Source organism: Clostridium polyendosporum, assembly GCF_018332455.1.
Lineage (GTDB): Bacteria > Bacillota > Clostridia > Clostridiales > Clostridiaceae > Clostridium_AY > Clostridium_AY polyendosporum.
This window is the reverse complement of the sequence record NZ_BOPZ01000009.1, coordinates 1-18,486: the sequence shown is the minus strand read 5'-3', so window position 1 is coordinate 18,486 and position 18,486 is coordinate 1. Positions and strand designations below refer to the sequence as shown.

Genomic DNA, 18,486 nt, shown 5'->3' with positions numbered 1-18,486 from the left:
ACCAATCCTTTCTTAAACATATTTATTCTCGTTGGTAAACACTATTCTAATCTAGCTGTTTTTAAAGTTCTTAACATTTATACTCTCTGATATTCTGAGATATGCATGTATTTTATTCTTTCATTTATCTACGGTATAATGTTGTAACGATAACTTCAGGTCTATTGAAAAGTCTTATTGGAATTGAACCATTACCTAGACCTCTACTTACAATCATAGTAGAATTATTAAGCGTATATTTGCCACTTGTGTATTTAGGTAAAAAACCTTGATTGGGTGCAATTAGACCATCTGTAAAAGGTAATCTTATTTGTCCACCATGAGCGTGCCCCGTAAAGGTTAAGTCAATATTATATTCAGCATACAATGAGAATTGTTCAGGTCTATGTGAAAGTAATACCTTAAAAGTAGATTGTTGAGTTGATTTTAGTAATTTTTCAAGTTTCATAGATAAGAGTTTACGATTAATATTATTATCAGTTACATCAGTTAAAATGGGATCATCTATGCCTATTAAGGCAATAACTTCAGTGTTCTTTTTAATCATATCAGTAGAGTTTCTTAAAATTTTTACACCCTTTTTCTTTAGGATTTTTTCTAATTGAGTGAACCTTCCTTTGGCAAGTTCATGATTGCCTGTTACGTAATATATCGGAGCTATCTGTTTTATTTGATCTAAGAAATTTATTGTTTCATTATCATTAAAATATCGGACATCCACCAAATCTCCAGTAATGACTATTAAGTCAGGCTTTTCTTTGTTTATTGTAGATATCAATTTATTATTACTTCTACCAAAAGTTTTTCCGTGCAAATCTGATAAGTGAACTATTTTATATCCATTAAAACTTTTTGGAAGTTTATCAAACGATAATTTAATACGTGTAATCTTTAGTAAATTATTTTGTAAGTATAGAAAAATTATTAAAAGTGTGACAAAAAAGAATGCTTTTAGCATTTTCATAACATACTCCTTGTTTTTACTTAACACTTGTAAATAAAATATTTAGGTTAAAGTATATTTTATATATAAGGCAAGTGAATTGGTTTTGGTTAATATTACCAATAAACTTATATATAATATTTTAACATGGATATTGAAAAATATTATATATGATATTAAAGATGTAATATGAAATTTGTTGGATATAAATAAAAGGGTGATTAATTTATTCATAGTATTACATACTTTATGTTGGTAAAAATCCAGAATGAAAGAAAAATAGTAAGCTTAAACATTTGTTTTGTTGAAATATGAAAAAAAATGTCACATGATTATAAGTAAAATAATAAGATAATATTGACCTTAAATAATAGGACAAAAAAACAATATAATATAAAAGATAAATAATAAGGGTGTGAATTCATGTGACTACAACTTCAAATAATAATGTTGGAAATGCATATGAAATAGAACTAACTAGATGGGGAATCTTCAATGATGGTACTAATGCGGTACAAACTAGAGCTGGTATAAATAATGCATTAAACTGGGCTTCACAAAATGGTTATAATGAGGTGATATTATCCAGCGGGGTATATCTAGTTGATGTTCAATATGAAAGAAACGGCACATTTGCTTCTGGTAGTATACAAATTCCCAGTAATATGGTTTTTAAAATGGGAAAAGATACCGTTGTAAAGATGCAGCCAAATACAAGTCCTTGGTATCTAATATTTGGGTTTAAATATACTCACGATATTACGGTGCGTGGTGGCAAAGTTGTTGGAGATAGGAATGAGCATGCTACTGAATTAAAAGTTTTTATGGAGCCTGGAGGAGTTAATGCAGATGGCACATTAAACAATGATCCAACAAAAATACGTTCAACAATTATTAATAGAAGAGATAATATAGGTCTTCTATCATTCTGGAGAGCTCATCCAAGTAGTCATATAAAAACATCAGTATATTCTTTTTATCAGTATGATAACAATATGAAGTTTGTTAATTTTAGAACTAATGGTGATTTTAATTCTCCAAGTGGCAGAGGGTGGTTTGGAACAATTGATGAAGTAAATAAAATGATTATTGTAGTTAGTGTACAAGCTATTGACCCTACCTGGAGTGATCCTACTAATGTTAATAGACCTTATATAACCATAGATAATCAGTATTATACCCATGAATCTGGTCATGGATTTGGAATGTATGCATCAAAAAATATTTGCATTGATAATGTTGAAGTATGCGACATGACTGGTGATGGTTTTGATGTATCATATATTTATAAAAATTTTGATTTAGGCGAAAAATACAGCTTTGATGAGGCTTCTGAGCATACAGTTATACAAAATTGTGATATATATAATTGTAGAAGACAAGGTATTTCTGTAACAGGCGGTAACAACGTTCATATACTGAATAATAAAATTCATCATATTAATGGCACTTTACCTTCCTATGGTATTGATTTAGAAGTTATGGAAGGTACAATGAATATAAGAAGAGCTCCAGATCCACTTGATCCCAGTGCGCCATTTTTAAGAGTAAACGAAGATATATTTATAAACAATAATATATTTTATAATAACGCTAGAGGGGACATTACTAATCCAGATGGATGGAATGTATTTATAACAAATAACCATTTTAAGTCGCCATCTTTGGCAACAGTTAGTGGATTTGGAAAGAAAATGATAATATCTAATAATATATTTGATAAAGGAACAAGTTTGTGGACAGAATCTAGTATCGAGGATCTAATAGTAAGTAATAATATTCTTGTTAGTGCAAATTTTAATTTCAGAGGATCTAAGAGAGCGCTTATTTCGAACTGTATATTTTATGGTGGTATGCTATATGGAACAACATCAAGTGGTTGGGTTGGTCAACCTACTGTTAATGTTAATAGTAGTATATTTACTATAAAAAATCATGATATGGGCAATGATGCGGAAGTTGTAGTAGAGAAAGGATCGGGAACTTTACCACCAGAATTATCGGAAACAAAGATATATTATGTAGTGAATCGAACCAATGATACTTTTCAATTATCACTAATGAAAAAAGGAACTCCTATAACTATTACCAACGCAGGTAGTGGTTGGTGTGTTACTAGGAGTAGCTATAGTGGTGTTACTATAGATGGACTTCTTTTTTACAGAGAAAAAGCAGATACAACATCAACTGCTATTTCATTGTTGATGCGTGGTGGGGTTATAAGAAATGTGTATATACAAGGGTACGGTTACGGAATTAATGCTACCAATGAGCTAGGATATACGGGAAAACCTACAATAGTGGAAAATATGACAGTAGTAAATTATTTCATGGTTTCTTTGCCAGGGGCAATATATAGTAATTGTAATTTTATTAAAGGTAATGCACCAGATAGAATTGGAGAAGATATAAATATTAATAATTATATTGGTCATGGTAAAACTGAATTCAGAAATTGTTATTTTGATGCAAAAAGTTATTTGCCTCTTTCAATTGATAAATGTAATTTTTTAAATTGTCACTTTATAGGCACCAGTTTAACTACTTCGTCAACAAATAAAGTTCTAACAGTGTTAAATTGTTTATTTGAAAATTCATCTATAAATACAATGAGTTCTAGTGCAGATAGCATAGCAACTATTGTAAATAATGTTATTAAAAGTGGTAACTTAAATTTAAAACCAACTGATGTTAACCAGCATAACGTTATAATCCCATAGTAAAGCTAAAACATTTCAATCCGTAAATATTAATAAAACCTAAAGATTAATAGGTATGTAGTCTATTAATCTTTAGGTTTTATTTTCTGCTATTTCACGAAGCGAAATCTGGCTCGAATTTAATAGGCTCCTACCTATCAAATTCTATTCTAAGCTTAGAGCGATTTTTAGTATTATTGGTAAGTTATGAATGACACTCCTGATCCAAATTTTAATCCAAGCAATAATTTATTGGAATAACTGATATGTCAAATATAATATACATGTATCAAAAACTATAGTAAATGAATAAATAAGGATTATTTGTTATGAAGAAAAACAAAAAGATATTATTTATTGGAATTTTATTGATTATTGCAACTGCAATGTCGTTATCCTATTATTTCTATAAAAAAATAAATAAAGTGAAGTATTCTCCAATTCAAGTTAGTGAAGATAATCTAAAAATTAATGAAAAAATAGAACGTAAAAGTGAGGAGAAAAAAGTTACGAATATCCTTTTGCTTGGAATTGATAAGGAAGAATTGGCTTCTGACACAATAATGGTATTATCAATAGATGAAAAAAATGATAAGATAAAACTTACATCAATTCTTAGAGATAGCTATATTAATTTTAGAGAAGATAAAGTTAACAAAATTAATTATGCATATCACTATGGTGGTCCTGTTGAGAGTATTAAGGTTATAAACAGCAACTACAATTTAGATATAAAAGATTTTATTAAAATTGATTTTACTGGTTTAGTACAAATTATTGATTTGTTAGGTGGAGTAGAGATTAATATTAATAAAGAAGAAATACAATATATAAATTCAGGATTAAGTAAAAGAGATAAAAATCATAAGCACAAGCCTGTAACAACACCAGGATTACAACTACTTAATGGAACTGAGGCTTTAGCATATTCTAGAATTAGAAGTATTGATAGTGATTTTAATAGAACCAATAGACAAAGAAATGTTATATCATCAATATACAATAAACTTAAAACTAGCAACAGTATACAGTACCCTCAACTAGTATCAACAGCCACGTCTTATGTAGAAACAAGTCTTAATTCTAATGAATTAATGATATTGCTTAATAAAATACTTTTGATGAAAGATAAAAATATTAAGGAATTAAGGTTACCTATAGATGGTACTTGGCAGGATTCTACTATTAATGGAGTTTATTATTTGCAATGGGATAAAGAACAAAATATAAAAAGGTTGCATGAATTTATTTATGGTGATTCTTAAAATTATTAATGCATTTTAATAGAATAAAGTTATAAAATATAAGGTTCTTCAAAGTTTTACTAAAAAATTAAATTATAAAAATACGATTAAACATAAAATAATAGCCCACTTGTAGTTTTCTCTGAAAATTAATAAACACAAGTGGGTTGTTTTTATTGTTAAGTTCAACTAAGTTTTGCTCCATCAGCAAATTAGTTTACTGTAGAAAACATTAAAAAAGTGACTTTTTTAAAAATTGCTCTAATCTTTCCATAGAGTTTTATCAGTATAATCAAATTCATTATATGCAATATTCTGGCTCACTATATCATCTTCAACTGGACTTGGTAAGGGACTGTATGAATCGTCAACTTTAGATTTAGACTTTAATGAATGTTCATCAGGTTTATAGAAGTCTCTCTCATCAGGGAGATAAGGTTCATTTGGTAAAGTAGGCTTATTAGGGATAAGAGCTTCTTTTGGTTTATTTTTTTCTTTTGTCATAATAATACTCCTTTCAAAATAGTACTTAAAAATATAACTCAACCATAGAGAATAGCTTCCATAGATACACAGCTTCATAACTGAATTAGTTAAGGATTAAAGTTGCGTACCTTAGAATACATAATGGTCGATTATATTTAATCTTCATAAAAACATAAAAACATAAAAACATAAGAACATAAAAACATAAAAACATGCATAAATAGAGTACTGAATCAATATAAATGAGAGAAATACGATAAAAGCATCTATAGTTATTATTTCAATTTTCAGAAAATATATTGTTAATATAAATTGCATAGTATATAATATATTGTAAGTAATTGTTATCGTTTGATAATAATTACGAATATGTTTATAAAGATTTAGGGGGGAGAATGATGACTCAAATAAATCAAGTTTATAAATGTGATAAATGTGGAAATATCGTTGAAGTTGCTCATGAAGCTGGCGGAACATTATATTGTTGTGGTCAGCCAATGACCCTTAAGGTAGAGAATACATCTGATGGTGCAAAAGAAAAACATGTACCCGTTATAGATAAAGTTGAAGGCGGTATAATTGTCAAAGTTGGATCAGTGGAACACCCAATGGTTGCAGAACACTTTATTGAATGGATTGAAGTTATAACTACTAATAGAGTTTATAAAAAGAACTTAAAACCAGGTGAAAAGCCACAAGCATTCTTTCCAATTGAAGACGGAATTATATCAGTAAGAGAATACTGCAATCTACATGGATTGTGGAAAGCATAACCTTTAGTTAGAAAAACCAGTATTGAGCTATCAACATAATGCTCAATACTGGTCTTTTAAATTTAAATTATAAAATAAATATAAAGTAATAAACTACCAAGGTATTAAACTTAAATTATAAATTCAGTTATAAAGTTGTGTAGTTATTGTTTTATAGATATACAACTTCATAATTAAACTTATAATTCCTGAAAAAGCATTGCATGTCGAGGCTATTTTCATGAATTGTTTAAAGATTGAAGTTGTTTATCTTTAGTCAGAGTTTACTTTTTAAGTGGCTAAGTTAGAAGTAACAATATGTTAACATTAATTTCCTTAAAGGTTGGGTAAAATTTCAGTTGTTTTGATATAATAATAAATATAAAGCACTTTACAGCTAATATATTCAAGAAAAAGCTAAATTTATTAGAATTTAAGCCTACATAACTTTAGAGATAAAATATTTTCGAAAGGATGAGAACGTATGAAATATAAATTAATTTGTATAGATATGGATGGTACTCTTTTAAGCGATATTCATACAGTAAGTGAAGAAAACAAACAAGCTTTAAAAAAAGCTACAGAAATGGGAGTGAAAATTGCAATAACTACAGGAAGATTATTTACTTCAGCAAAGTATTACTCACATCTTACTGGTGTAAAGGCTCCTATTATATCCTCTAATGGTGCATATATAAGAGAGAAGGATAAAGAAGAAGTAATTTATCAATCAGTTTTAAACAAAGATCAATTTGTTAAAATATATAACGTTGTTAAGAAACATGGGCTACTAACATATTTAAATACTTTTGATACCGTTATCTCGGAAATAGTTATAAATGAAGAGAATAGTTATAAAATAACCAATAAACACAGTGCAGAAGAATATAAAATTAAATTTGATGAAGGTATAGATCTTAGAGAAGGCTTTGAAAAGTATGAGGGAAATATATTAAAGGTAATATGTATAGAACATGAGGATACAGAAAAGCTGCAGAAGGCTAAAATGGAGTTAAGACAATATCATGACCTTGAGGTTGTAAGCTCTGGTCCAGATAACTTTGAGGTGATGAGTGCAGGAACTTCAAAGGGTGCAGCAGTAAAAAGATTAGCAGAAGTATTAGGTATAAAGAGGGAAGAAGTTATATGTATAGGAGATAGTGAAAATGATCTCTCCATGATAGAATATGCAGGGTTAGGAGTAGCTATGGGAAATGCCTCAGAGGAAATTAAAAAGGCAGCAGATTATATAACAGATAAGAATACTAATGCAGGAGTTGCAAAAGCAATTAATAAGTTTATATTAGAGGAAAATAATAAAAAAGAAGAAATAGTATTACTATAATACTATTAATATGTTAAACTAATATATATATTTTAGGTGTCTGTATTTTTGCAGATGCCTTTTTTGAGCGTATGTGTCCTTAAAGTTAATTTTTAAGTCACAATTCTTTAAGGTAATCTTAAGGTTACTTTGTTATATTTTTAAATAAGGGGTAACTCCTTTTAGGTTTAGTGATGTTAGTCAATGTTTTAAAAATTCATAAAGTATTTAGCTGCAGATTACATAAACTACATATAAATTTAGGAAGACTAGATTTAGATAGGAGGTTTTAAAGATGGGATCTTTAAAAAGAATTGATTATTTAGATATCGCTAAGGGGTTTTTGATTATTTCAGTGGTGCTGTCTCATAGTGAGTTTGAATACGCACCTATGATTTATTGGTTCCATATGCCAGCTTTCTTTATAATAAGTGGTATGCTTTTTAAGGATGGTCTTAATTTAGAAGCGCAAATAAAGAAATTCTTTCTTCCGTATCTTACTTTTTCACTAGTTGATATGGCATTTACTTTTTTAGCATATCCACAAGATTTATCATTGGAGAATGTAATACTCTATGGGTGGAGGCATATTTACAGCGGAAAAGCAATACCGGGAGTTTTTTGGTTCGTCCCTTGTTTGTTTTTAACAAAAGTTATTTTCAACTATGGTAAAAAGTATATTAAAAAACCATATTTCACAGCTCTTATTGTCCTTCTTTACTTGGCTGGTCATGCTTACTCATTGAAGGTAATACCAGATGCTGTTGAGAATATAACGACTAGTATGTATTTACCATGGAACATTGACGTACTTATGGTTGCTATACCATATTATGCAATAGGTTATGTTATGAATGATTGTATATCTATTATAACAAAAAAGAGTACATTCTTAATAAGTCTAATACTATGTGTAGTATTTTATGAACTAAACTTAAAACTTGGTATATACTACTTCTTAAACTTAAAGTTTTCAGAGTTTAAGTTTGTTGTACTAGACTTGGTTGTACCACTTATATTTACAATATGTATAATATCCTTCAGTAGTATACTAGTAGAAGGAAGGCTGAGAAGATTTCTATTATACACTGGTAAAAATTCATTGATAGTAATGTATCTCCATAAACCATTAGAGTCTTTCTTATTAAGCAAAGTTAATTTTGGATATATTACGTACACTATAATAGGTACATTAATTCCTGTACTATTCTCATTGATTATAGTAGATAGACATAAGATTGCGCAGCTTGTCTTTAAAGGAAAAGGTATTAAGGTTAGATATGCCTAACTACAATTTCATTTGATAATACTGCAGCTTTGTCATAGCAAATAGCAGATAATATGTAAAATGCTATGTTCTATTGATTATATATCTTTTTAATAAAGAAAGTATCAACTTTTTATTATGACAAAGCTGTATTACAGATAAACCACTTCATAATTGAATTCATTAAGGATTGAAGCTGGTTATCTTTATAACTATAATAACTAATACGTATTTTATCAATAAAGGATAAAATTTTATCTTTAGTAATGAATATGAAAAACCTGATGGCACAAGCCATCAGGTTTTTATTATTACTCAGTTTTGCCTATATCAGAAAGAACTAAGCCCTTATTGTGATCAAGAGCCCAGCTTATACCCCAATCATTTTGGAATATTAAAAGATTTCTATCCTTAAAGTCCTTAACTTTCTTAGTATCAGAAGTTAAGTTTAAGCTGTTTACATCGATATCTTCATTTTCAATCCATCTAACATATCTATATTGAAGTCTATCCATCTTAATATCAACGTTGTATTCACTCTTTAATCTATATTCAAGAACTTCAAATTGAAGTACACCAACAACTCCAACAATGATTTCTTCCATACCAACATGAAGTTCTTTAAATACCTGAATAGCACCTTCTTGAGCAATTTGAGTTACCCCTTTAACAAATTGCTTTCTCTTCATTGTGTCAACTGGTCTAACTCTAGCAAAGTGTTCAGGTGCGAAAGTAGGTATTCCTTCAAACTTAAACTTCTTAGGACTCAAGCATAGGGTATCACCAATGGAGAATATACCAGGATCAAATACACCTATGATATCTCCTGCAAAAGCTTCATCAACGATTTCTCTATCTTGAGCAAGGAATTGTTGAGGTTGAGCAAGTTTAAGCTTCTTTCCACCTTGTATGTGGTTAACTTCCATACCCTTTTCAAACTTACCTGAACATATTCTCATAAAGGCAATTCTATCTCTGTGAGCTTTGTTCATATTAGCTTGAATTTTGAATACAAAAGCTGAAAAGCCTTCTTCAAAGGTATCAACTTCTCCTTGATCTGATTGTCTTGGAAGTGGTGATGATGTAAGCCCTAAGAAATCCTTAAGGAACGGTTCTACACCAAAGTTTGTAAGGGCTGAACCGAAGAATACTGGAGTAAGTTCACCATGTCTTACCTTTTCTAAGTCGAAATCATCACCAGCTATATCTAAAAGTTCAACATCATCCATAAGTTTTGAATGAAGTGTTTCTCCAAGTAAATCCTTGAAGATTGGGTCAGAAACATCGCCTTCCGTTGAGCTAACTTCAGTTTGTCCGTGGTTTCCGCCACCAAATACTTGAACTGTATGATTATTTCTTTCAAAAACTCCCTTAAAGTCTTTACCGGAACCTATTGGCCAGTTCATTGGATATGATTTAATTCCAAGTTCTCTTTCAATATCTTCTAAAAGCGAAAATGGATCTTGAGCTTCTCTATCCATCTTGTTTACAAAGGTAAATATTGGAATACCTCTTAAAGCACAAACGTGGAACAGCTTTCTTGTCTGTTCCTCAACTCCTTTTGCACCATCAATAACCATCACGGCACTATCAGCAGCCATAAGAGTTCTATATGTATCTTCTGAGAAGTCCTGGTGTCCAGGAGTATCAAGTATGTTTATACAGTAGCCATCATAGTTAAATTGCATTACAGATGAAGTAACAGAAATACCTCTTTGCTTTTCTATTTCCATCCAGTCAGAAACAGCATGTTTTGAAGCCTTTCGAGCCTTAACAGAACCTGCAAGTCTAATTGCACCTCCGTATAATAACAGCTTTTCAGTAAGTGTTGTCTTACCAGCATCGGGGTGAGATATTATAGCAAAGGTTCTTCTTTTTTCTATCTCTTGTCTTAAATCAACCAATCCCAATTCCTCCTTTTTAAATGTTAAAAAAGGTCTGCGATAGGCAGACCTAACCGTAGAATCATAATTATATTTAATATTGTAAGATTTATTTGCTTTCATTTCACAAAGTGAAATCTGGCTAAAATTAAATATGATATGCACTTATTCAATTTTATTATGCTCAATAAATTTATCTTCAATATCATTAAGTTGTAAACATAATAATAAGAATCAAAACAAACTAATTATAGCAAGTAACAGTTTATATTTCAAGGATTAGGAGGCTGTAAGAATTATACTTATTAAAGATAAGTAACTTTAATCTTTAATAAAATTTAGAAAAATAGCACTGAAAGGGCATTTAGCCTCAGCAATCAATATTTTTTCTAAGTTTTTAATTTAATATGAACTTGTGCATCCTGAATTTAATATTCGATTATAAAGTTGTATAATTATATTAAGATGATTATTTTTTTATAGTTTAGGAATATAAAAAAAATAAAGGTAGACAATAATATGGAAAATATTTAAGTAAGGTGGTAAGTATGAAAAGAAAAGGCAGTATAATATTTTTGATTATTTTAGGTTTAATTATCTTATTGATAGGGGGGGCATTGCTTATGTTGACTCCAGAAAAGAAGGTTGAACCTTATAGTGGCACTGTAGATAGAAGTGCACAAGATATACTATTTCAATCAGCAAAAGTAAATATTAGTGATTTATCAGCAAGAATTAGGATTGATGAGAATAGATTAGATGAACTTATAGCATCAACTAACCAAGTTAAGGATTTCAAGTCAGAGATCAAAGATAAAAAAGTAAATCTATATGTAAATACAAAGGTTTTAGATATAGTACCTTCTCAATATAAGCTCATATTAGATGCATATCCACAACAAAATAATCTTATTTTAAAACTTAATGAAGCTTATCTAGGAAGGGTTAAGCTTGCCAATAAAACAGTGATGAGTGTTTTAAAGCAGCATGAAAGTCAGTATGTAACTATAGATGAAGATCAGTCTCTAATAACAGTTAAAAATCCATATGTAATGGTTAAGAATGTTGATTTTGAAGATGATGTTTTAGGTATATTTGCATATATAGATAAAAGTAAATTACCTACTTCAATTCAAAAACAAATAGATTCCTTAAAAAACATACTTGTACAATAAAAACATGAATTGTTAAATTAAGAGTAAGGTGGTGCTAAAATGTACTGCCTTATTCTTTTATTATAGATACACAACTTCATAACTATATATCCTAGAAAAAGTATTGCATGTCGAGGCTATTTGCTGCCATTTCACGAAGCAAAATCTGGCTCAAATTTAATAGGCTCGATGCCTATTAAATTTTATTTAACATCAATTGTTTAAAGACTCAAGTTGTTTATCTTTATATAAAAACAACTCTGAAAACGTTGCCTTTTGAAGTTAATTTGGTATAATTACTTTGGGTAAATAATATTTAATAAATTTATAAAATTCTGAAATGTTATAATAAAGATATAGCTAAACAACTTCATAACCCAATCTATAATTCTGGAAAAAGCATTGCATGTCGAGGCTATTTTCCAGAATTGATTAAGGATTAAAGTTGTTTATCTTTAATATTGAAATTAATTTAGAATTTTAGAGAGTATGCAAGGTATAAGTTTATGAATTGAAATTCATTAAGGACAAGCCTGTTTACTTTCAATAAAAGTAATTATATAGGAGTTGAGTTAGGGGTATGTATAAATTAATAGCTGTTGATATGGATGGAACTTTATTAAAAGAGGACAAGACTATTTCTGAGGAAACAAAAAAAGCTATTCATAGAGCAAAGACAAAGGGTGTTAAAGTAGTTCTAGCTTCAGGAAGACCAATAGCAGGGATTACAAAATATCTAAAAGAACTAGATTTGGTAAATGAAAATGACTATGTATTAAGCTTTAATGGTTCACTAGTTCAAAATTCAAAAACAGAAGAAATAATCTCAAGAAATGTTTTAAAAGGTAGTGACTTAAAATATTTATATGATGTAAGTAAAGAGGTTGGGGTAAACATACATGGTTTCTCAAATGATGGCTGCATAACTCCAGTAATTTCAAAGTATTCTCTTCATGAAGGAGAAATAAATGGAATACCAGTACTTGAGGTAGACTATAGCAATGTAAAAGAAGATGAGGACATCATAAAGATAATGATGGTTGATGAACCAGAAGTATTAGAAGAGGCAATAAAAAATCTTCCTAAGGAAGTCTATGAAAAATACACTGTAGTAAGAAGTGCACCATTCTTCTTAGAGTTCTTGAACAAAGAAGCCAACAAAGGAGAAGGAGTAAGGGCACTAGCAGAACATCTTGGTATAAAGCAAGAGCAGGTTATATGCATAGGAGATGCAGGTAACGACCTTCACATGATACAATTTGCTGGTTTAGGAGTAGCTATGGGTAATGCCTTTGCAGAAGTAAAGGAAGCAGCAGATTATATCACAAAGACAAATGAAGATGATGGAGTAGCTCACGTAATCAAAAAGTTTGTTTTAGCATGCTAGACATACAACTTCATAGTTGAATTTATAAGTTACATACAATCTCTGTATTATCTTAAAGGTAGTATAGAGGTTGTTTTTTTACTCTTTAGACCAGTTATAAAATTGAATAATTATAGATGAATTCAAAATGTAATTTAGGACGGTCAGTTTAATTACTATACCTAAAGAGTAAAAAATAAAATATAGTTCGCCTGCCAATTTTTTTATATGCTGTAATTTTGCTAAAGAAAAATAGAAAGAATTTTATAATATATTTACTAAAATCATAAAATTACCCTCTCAATTTCACATATCTCTACGTATTAAAGTTGTAAGAAGCTCTGGGAGGTAATGGAAATGAAGTTATTAATTGTTGACAGTCAACCAATGATAAGAAACGGATTAAAGGCAATGTTGGAGTGTAGTGAAGAAAACTTCGAAGTTTTTGAAAGTGGAAATATCATTGAAGCCATATCTATTATAAGAAAAGAAAATCCAGACTTAGTATTAGTAGATATAGAATTAGGTGGGAAAAGTGGTTTGGATTTAATAAAAGAAGGAAAACGAATTTTAAGGAATTGTAAATATATCATATTAGCAGAGTATATATCTGAAATGGAGTTCTTACAAGCTGAGGAATATGGAGTTGATGGATATATACTAAAAGAGGCTTATGGAGATGAGATTTTGTATGCTGTTAAGTGTATATTGCGAGGAAAGAAGTATTATGATAGTGGGATAATATCACACAGTAGAAATAATAAGGCAATTAAGTTGTTTAATCAATTAACAGAAAGAGAAAAGGAAATTGTTGTAGAACTAGCCAAAGGCTTAAGCAATAAAGAAATAGGTCAGAACCTTTTGATATCAGAAAGTACAGTGAAAAAACATGTAAGCAACATACTAACAAAGCTCAATTTAAGCCACCGCTGCCAAGTAATACACTTTATCTATGCTGCAAATATTATAAGAAATTAAAACAACCACTCTTAAGCAGAACATATTATTTACCCTGTAAGTATTTATAGGACTTAAAGATAATAATATTTTAAATATAGAAGAATTTTAATAGATTAGATAATATTTTTAGTACTAAAGATAAATAACTTTAATTCCTAGTCAATTCAGTTATGAGGTTGTTTATCTATAATACTATTGTTAGAGTCTATAAAATAATTAGAAAAGATTAGGCTATCTAAATATGCTACATAGGCTGTTAAGTTTCACTTTGAATTTTAACATCTTATTTGCTGTCATTTCATCAAGGTGAAAATCACTAAGAAAAAGAGCTCTATGCCTTTTCATTTTGTCTTTTGGACGTGACTTTCATTAACTATAGGAATAAATTTATTTAAAAAATATATACATTATAAGAAGTAAAGTTTTCATAAGTTTGAGAGGAAATATAATGAAAGTTTTAGTGACAGGTGCAAAAGGTTTTATAGGAAAGAATTTTGTGACAAAGCTAAATGAGGATGGACAGCATGAAATAATAACTTATGATGTGGAAAACTCAAAGGAAGAACTTTATAAATATATAAAAGCTGCAGATTTTATATTTCATTTAGCTGGAGTTAATAGGCCTAAGGATGAGAAGGGATTTTTTCAAGGCAATTCGGAGTTAACAGGAGAGATAGCTCAGTTTCTTATAGATAATAATATGAAAACACCTATACTAATGACTTCTTCCATACAGGCAGAATTAGATAATCCTTATGGTCAGAGCAAAAAGGCTGCTGAGGAAAGATTGAAGGAATACTCACAAAAAACAGGAGCAAAGATTTTTATCTATAGATTACCCAATGTATTTGGAAAGTGGTGCAGACCAAACTATAATTCTGCAGTTGCTACATTTTGTTACAATATTGCAAGAGATAAAGAGGTTTGGATCTCAGATGAAAATAAGGAGTTAACCTTAGTTTATATAGATGATGTAGTGAGTACATTGATTAAAAGCTTAGATAGTAATGAAGAGTCAAAGAATTATTATTATTCTGTAGAAACTGTATATAAGACAACATTAGGAGAGATTGTAAGTAAAATAAAAAGTTTTAGAGAGATAAGAGATACTTCAATAATACCCAATATGAAAGACGACTTTACAAAGGTATTGTATTCAACATATCTATCTTACCTAGAAGAAGATAACTTTTCATACAAGTTGAATAAGAAGGCAGATAATCGAGGGTGGCTAACTGAGTTAGTTAAGTCAAAGGAATTTGGGCAAATGTTTGTTTCAAAGACTTTTAAGGGAATAATCAGAGGAAATCACTATCATCACACAAAAGTAGAAAAGTTCATTGTAGTTCAGGGAGAGGCTATAATCAGATTTAGAAAAATTGATGAGGATAAAGTAATTGAATATAGAGTTACTGGGGAAAGTCCTGAAGTTGTAGATATACCATCAGGATATACTCATTCCATTGAGAATATTGGAGAAGAGGAAGTTATAACATTATTTTGGGCAAATGAAATTTTTAACCAAGAACAGCCAGACACTTATTTTAGTGAGGTGGTTAAGCAGTGAAAAAACTCAAAGTAATGACCATTGTAGGAACAAGACCGGAAATAATAAGATTATCAGAAGTGATTAAAGCCTGTGATAGATACTTTGATCATATACTTGTGCACACAGGACAGAATTGGGATTATACGTTAAACGATATTTTTTTTCAAGATCTTGAGCTTAGAAAACCTGACCACTTTTTAGGGGTAGTGGGTAAAGATCTTGGAGAAACCATGGGAAATATAATAGCCGAATCCTATAAGATAATAAAAAAAGAACAACCAGATGCATTATTGGTTTTAGGGGATACAAATAGCTGCCTAAGTGCAATTTCTGCAAAGAGATTAAAGGTACCAATTTTTCATATGGAAGCTGGAAATAGGTGTTTTGATCAGAATGTTCCAGAAGAAATCAATAGAAAGATAGTAGATCATATCAGCGATATAAACCTAGCATATACAGAGCACAGCAGAAGATATCTTTTGAGTGAAGGAATTAGAAAGGAACATATATTTGTTACTGGTTCTCCTATGCAGGAGGTTTTAACAAAGAATATGGATAAGATAGAGAAGTCTAATGTGCTTCAACAGTTAAACCTTCAAAAAGATAATTATATATTAGTAAGTGCTCATAGAGAAGAGAATATAGATAATGATAAGAATTTATTCTCATTAGTAGAAGCCTTGAATACAGTGGCTGAAACATATAAGATGCCTATAATATATTCAACCCATCCAAGAAGCTGGAAGAGGATTGAAGATAAGAATATTAAATTCAATCCACTGATAAGACAATTAAAACCCTTTGGATTCTTGGATTATAACAAGCTTCAAATGAATGCCTTTTGTGTACTTTCTGACAGCGGAACTTTAAGTGAAGAATCAGCAATATTAGGATTCCCAGGAATATTAATAAGAACAAGTACTGAAAGACCAGAAGTGCTTGATAAAGGTACTGTTGTAATTGGAGGTATAACTCAAAAAGATATAGTGCAAGCTGTAGAGTTGAGTAGAGCAATGTATGAAAACAATGAAAAGACAGTATTAGCTGAGGATTATATTGATGAGAATGTATCTGTTAAGGTTGTTAAAATTATTCAAAGTTATACAAAGATAATAAATGAATTAGTCTGGAAAAAGGATTAATGCAATGTTTATAATTTATCAGTATTGTAAAGTATTTAAATGATTATTTATTTAGTAAATTTATAGATATAATCCAATTTGGGGAAAGAAATAAATTAATTTTGTATAAAAAAAGCAGAATATAAATCTGCTTTTTTCTTATACATTTTAAATATGTTATTTATCCCACTAAAGTTCTTTCACTATGTAATTTCTCTTCTACCTCACTCTTTTTTTTCGATTTATGTAACACTGATTGTATCTGTGTAACTGTTCGGTTGAATTCACGTCGCCATTCTTCAAAATTAGCTACATATAAGTTCTCATAATAAGAAACTTCCTTTAAAACTATATCATCTTTTAAAAAGTGTGATTTTTTAAAATACTTCCCTAAATATGTGTCCTTAACACACAAATAATATAAGTCGTCATTGTAAGAATTAATATGACTTATAAATTCATCTGGTAATAGATTGAAGATTCTTTTTTGATTAGAAATTTTTTGTTGTACTAGCAATGGTATATTATCTTTTAGTGATTCTCCATATTCTTGAAAGAATTCTGTAATTTCTAAGTTTATTTTACGATATCCTCTTACGGTTACAAGTAAATAAAATGTAATATACTCTATTAATACTAATCCAATAAATAAAGGCTTAGATTTAAAATCTAAAATACTAAATATACTATAATTAATAACAATCCAAATTAGTGTATAATGGATAGGCCAAAACATACCAAAGAAATCACTAACAAAGTTAGGTTCTTTACTAAGTTTTGTACATTCGGACAAAACGTTATTTATACGTATATTGTCATGTAATAGGTTTTTAATTTCATCTAAATTGTCAAGTGTTTCCTTTTTATTTTTTAATTTCAGTTCACTTTCTTTTTTCTTTTTTGATTCAAAATCACTTAAAATTCTATCAATATTTATGTCTGACAAATTAATCCCTCCAATTATGTATATATGTCGATATGTTATATTATAGTATAAATTTACTAAAAGTTAAATATTACCCCTCTAATTTTATTTATATTTACGTACTGGAAAATTAAGAAGTTATGTAATATTGTGTAAATTAGATTCTGTACGTTATTAAGTATATAGTACTAGATAAGTAGATAGCCTTAGTGTAATTTACGCTTGGGTGGGAGAATATATTAATATTTATTAGTTTCAAGTTCCCACCTGTGAGAGTTGGCGTAGGTGGTGAGTAGTTGATTCAGTAAATGCTAATATATTGGGTGTTGTATTGAATAAAGTAGATGTTAAAGCAGGATATGGTTATAATTCTTACTATTATTATGGAGAAAAAGAAAGAAAGAGCAGACGTAAGAAATAAGAAATAAAGAAATAAAAAATAGAGATATAAAAACACTGTTGAATAGCAGTCTTTGTTTTCACTCAATTATGAAGTAAAATTAAAAGTATAGAATTTTATTTCATAGGAGTTATTCAAATGATACGAGAAAGAAAAGAAGCACAATGTGAGATTGAAGTGGTTATGCTTGAACAATTAGTTCCTCAAGATCACTTGCTAAGAAAAATAGATAAATACATAGATTTCTCATTTATTAGAGATTTAACTAACGATTTGTATTGTCATACAAATGGTCGTCCAGGAGTAGATCCTGTTGTTTTATTTAAGATACTTTTTATAGGATACCTTTACGGCATACGCTCCGAAAGGCAGCTAGTGAGAGATATAGAAGTCAACTTAGCCTATAGATGGTT

15 protein-coding genes are annotated in these 18,486 nt (G+C 29.3%); 11 read left to right on the top strand and 4 right to left on the bottom strand.

Features of this window, described 5'->3' with window-relative positions; all coding sequences use genetic code 11:
* Nucleotides 1-124 precede the first annotated feature (124 nt).
* Nucleotides 125-964, bottom strand: coding sequence for a metallophosphoesterase (locus tag CPJCM30710_RS06950; RefSeq protein ID WP_212903452.1), 840 nt, complete (start codon nucleotides 962-964; stop codon nucleotides 125-127).
* A gap of 404 nt (nucleotides 965-1,368) precedes the next feature.
* Between CPJCM30710_RS06950 and CPJCM30710_RS06945 the strand changes: the two genes are divergently transcribed.
* Together CPJCM30710_RS06945 and CPJCM30710_RS06940 are read left to right on the top strand one after the other, a co-directional pair.
* Nucleotides 1,369-3,663, top strand: coding sequence for a right-handed parallel beta-helix repeat-containing protein (locus CPJCM30710_RS06945; protein ID WP_212903451.1), 2,295 nt, complete (start codon nucleotides 1,369-1,371; stop codon nucleotides 3,661-3,663).
* A gap of 308 nt (nucleotides 3,664-3,971) precedes the next feature.
* Nucleotides 3,972-4,907 (top strand): LCP family protein, encoded by a 936-nt coding sequence (locus CPJCM30710_RS06940; protein ID WP_212903450.1) that lies wholly within the window; start codon nucleotides 3,972-3,974, stop codon nucleotides 4,905-4,907.
* Nucleotides 4,908-5,147: 240 nt separating this feature from the next.
* Here the strand turns inward: CPJCM30710_RS06940 and CPJCM30710_RS06935 are convergent, their stop codons facing one another.
* On the bottom strand, nucleotides 5,148-5,390 hold the full coding sequence (locus CPJCM30710_RS06935; RefSeq protein WP_212903449.1) for a hypothetical protein: 243 nt from the start codon (nucleotides 5,388-5,390) through the stop codon (nucleotides 5,148-5,150).
* 380 nt (nucleotides 5,391-5,770) lie between these two features.
* On the opposite strand from CPJCM30710_RS06935, the gene CPJCM30710_RS06930 reads away from it, so the two are divergent.
* From CPJCM30710_RS06930 to CPJCM30710_RS06920, 3 genes are all read left to right on the top strand, one after another.
* A complete protein-coding gene (locus CPJCM30710_RS06930; RefSeq protein WP_212903448.1) occupies nucleotides 5,771-6,145 on the top strand; it encodes a desulfoferrodoxin in 375 nt (124 codons plus the stop codon).
* Nucleotides 6,146-6,608: 463 nt separating this feature from the next.
* On the top strand, nucleotides 6,609-7,469 hold the full coding sequence (locus tag CPJCM30710_RS06925) for a Cof-type HAD-IIB family hydrolase (protein WP_212903447.1): 861 nt from the start codon (nucleotides 6,609-6,611) through the stop codon (nucleotides 7,467-7,469).
* Between the two features lie 274 nt (nucleotides 7,470-7,743).
* Nucleotides 7,744-8,736, top strand: a complete 993-nt coding sequence (locus tag CPJCM30710_RS06920) for an acyltransferase family protein (RefSeq protein ID WP_212903446.1) — start codon at nucleotides 7,744-7,746, stop codon at nucleotides 8,734-8,736.
* A 290-nt stretch (nucleotides 8,737-9,026) separates the two neighbouring features.
* On the opposite strand, the gene CPJCM30710_RS06915 is transcribed toward CPJCM30710_RS06920, so the two are convergent.
* The gene (locus CPJCM30710_RS06915; protein ID WP_212903445.1) at nucleotides 9,027-10,619 is read right to left on the bottom strand and encodes a peptide chain release factor 3; all 1,593 of its coding nucleotides are present in this window, start codon (nucleotides 10,617-10,619) and stop codon (nucleotides 9,027-9,029) included.
* Nucleotides 10,620-11,146: 527 nt separating this feature from the next.
* On the opposite strand from CPJCM30710_RS06915, the gene CPJCM30710_RS06910 reads away from it, so the two are divergent.
* The 5 genes from CPJCM30710_RS06910 (at nucleotide 11,147) to wecB (ending at nucleotide 16,769) form a co-directional block, all read left to right on the top strand.
* A complete protein-coding gene (locus CPJCM30710_RS06910) occupies nucleotides 11,147-11,773 on the top strand; it encodes a hypothetical protein (protein ID WP_212903444.1) in 627 nt (208 codons plus the stop codon).
* A gap of 559 nt (nucleotides 11,774-12,332) precedes the next feature.
* A complete protein-coding gene (gene yidA / locus CPJCM30710_RS06905) occupies nucleotides 12,333-13,139 on the top strand; it encodes a sugar-phosphatase (RefSeq protein ID WP_212903443.1) in 807 nt (268 codons plus the stop codon).
* Nucleotides 13,140-13,475: 336 nt separating this feature from the next.
* Nucleotides 13,476-14,096, top strand: a complete 621-nt coding sequence (locus CPJCM30710_RS06900; RefSeq protein WP_212903442.1) for a response regulator transcription factor — start codon at nucleotides 13,476-13,478, stop codon at nucleotides 14,094-14,096.
* A 430-nt stretch (nucleotides 14,097-14,526) separates the two neighbouring features.
* Nucleotides 14,527-15,645, top strand: a complete 1,119-nt coding sequence (locus tag CPJCM30710_RS06895) for a polysaccharide biosynthesis C-terminal domain-containing protein (RefSeq protein ID WP_212903441.1) — start codon at nucleotides 14,527-14,529, stop codon at nucleotides 15,643-15,645.
* Complete coding sequence (wecB, locus tag CPJCM30710_RS06890; protein WP_212903440.1) at nucleotides 15,642-16,769, top strand: non-hydrolyzing UDP-N-acetylglucosamine 2-epimerase; 1,128 nt, start codon at nucleotides 15,642-15,644, stop codon at nucleotides 16,767-16,769. Before CPJCM30710_RS06895 ends, wecB begins: the two co-directional genes overlap by 4 nt.
* Nucleotides 16,770-16,929: 160 nt before the next feature.
* Here the strand turns inward: wecB and CPJCM30710_RS06885 are convergent, their stop codons facing one another.
* Nucleotides 16,930-17,694, bottom strand: a complete 765-nt coding sequence (locus CPJCM30710_RS06885) for a hypothetical protein (protein WP_212903439.1) — start codon at nucleotides 17,692-17,694, stop codon at nucleotides 16,930-16,932.
* A 517-nt stretch (nucleotides 17,695-18,211) separates the two neighbouring features.
* Between CPJCM30710_RS06885 and CPJCM30710_RS06880 the strand changes: the two genes are divergently transcribed.
* Nucleotides 18,212-18,486 (top strand): transposase (locus tag CPJCM30710_RS06880; protein WP_212903438.1); only part of this gene is annotated, 275 nt, incomplete at its 3' end.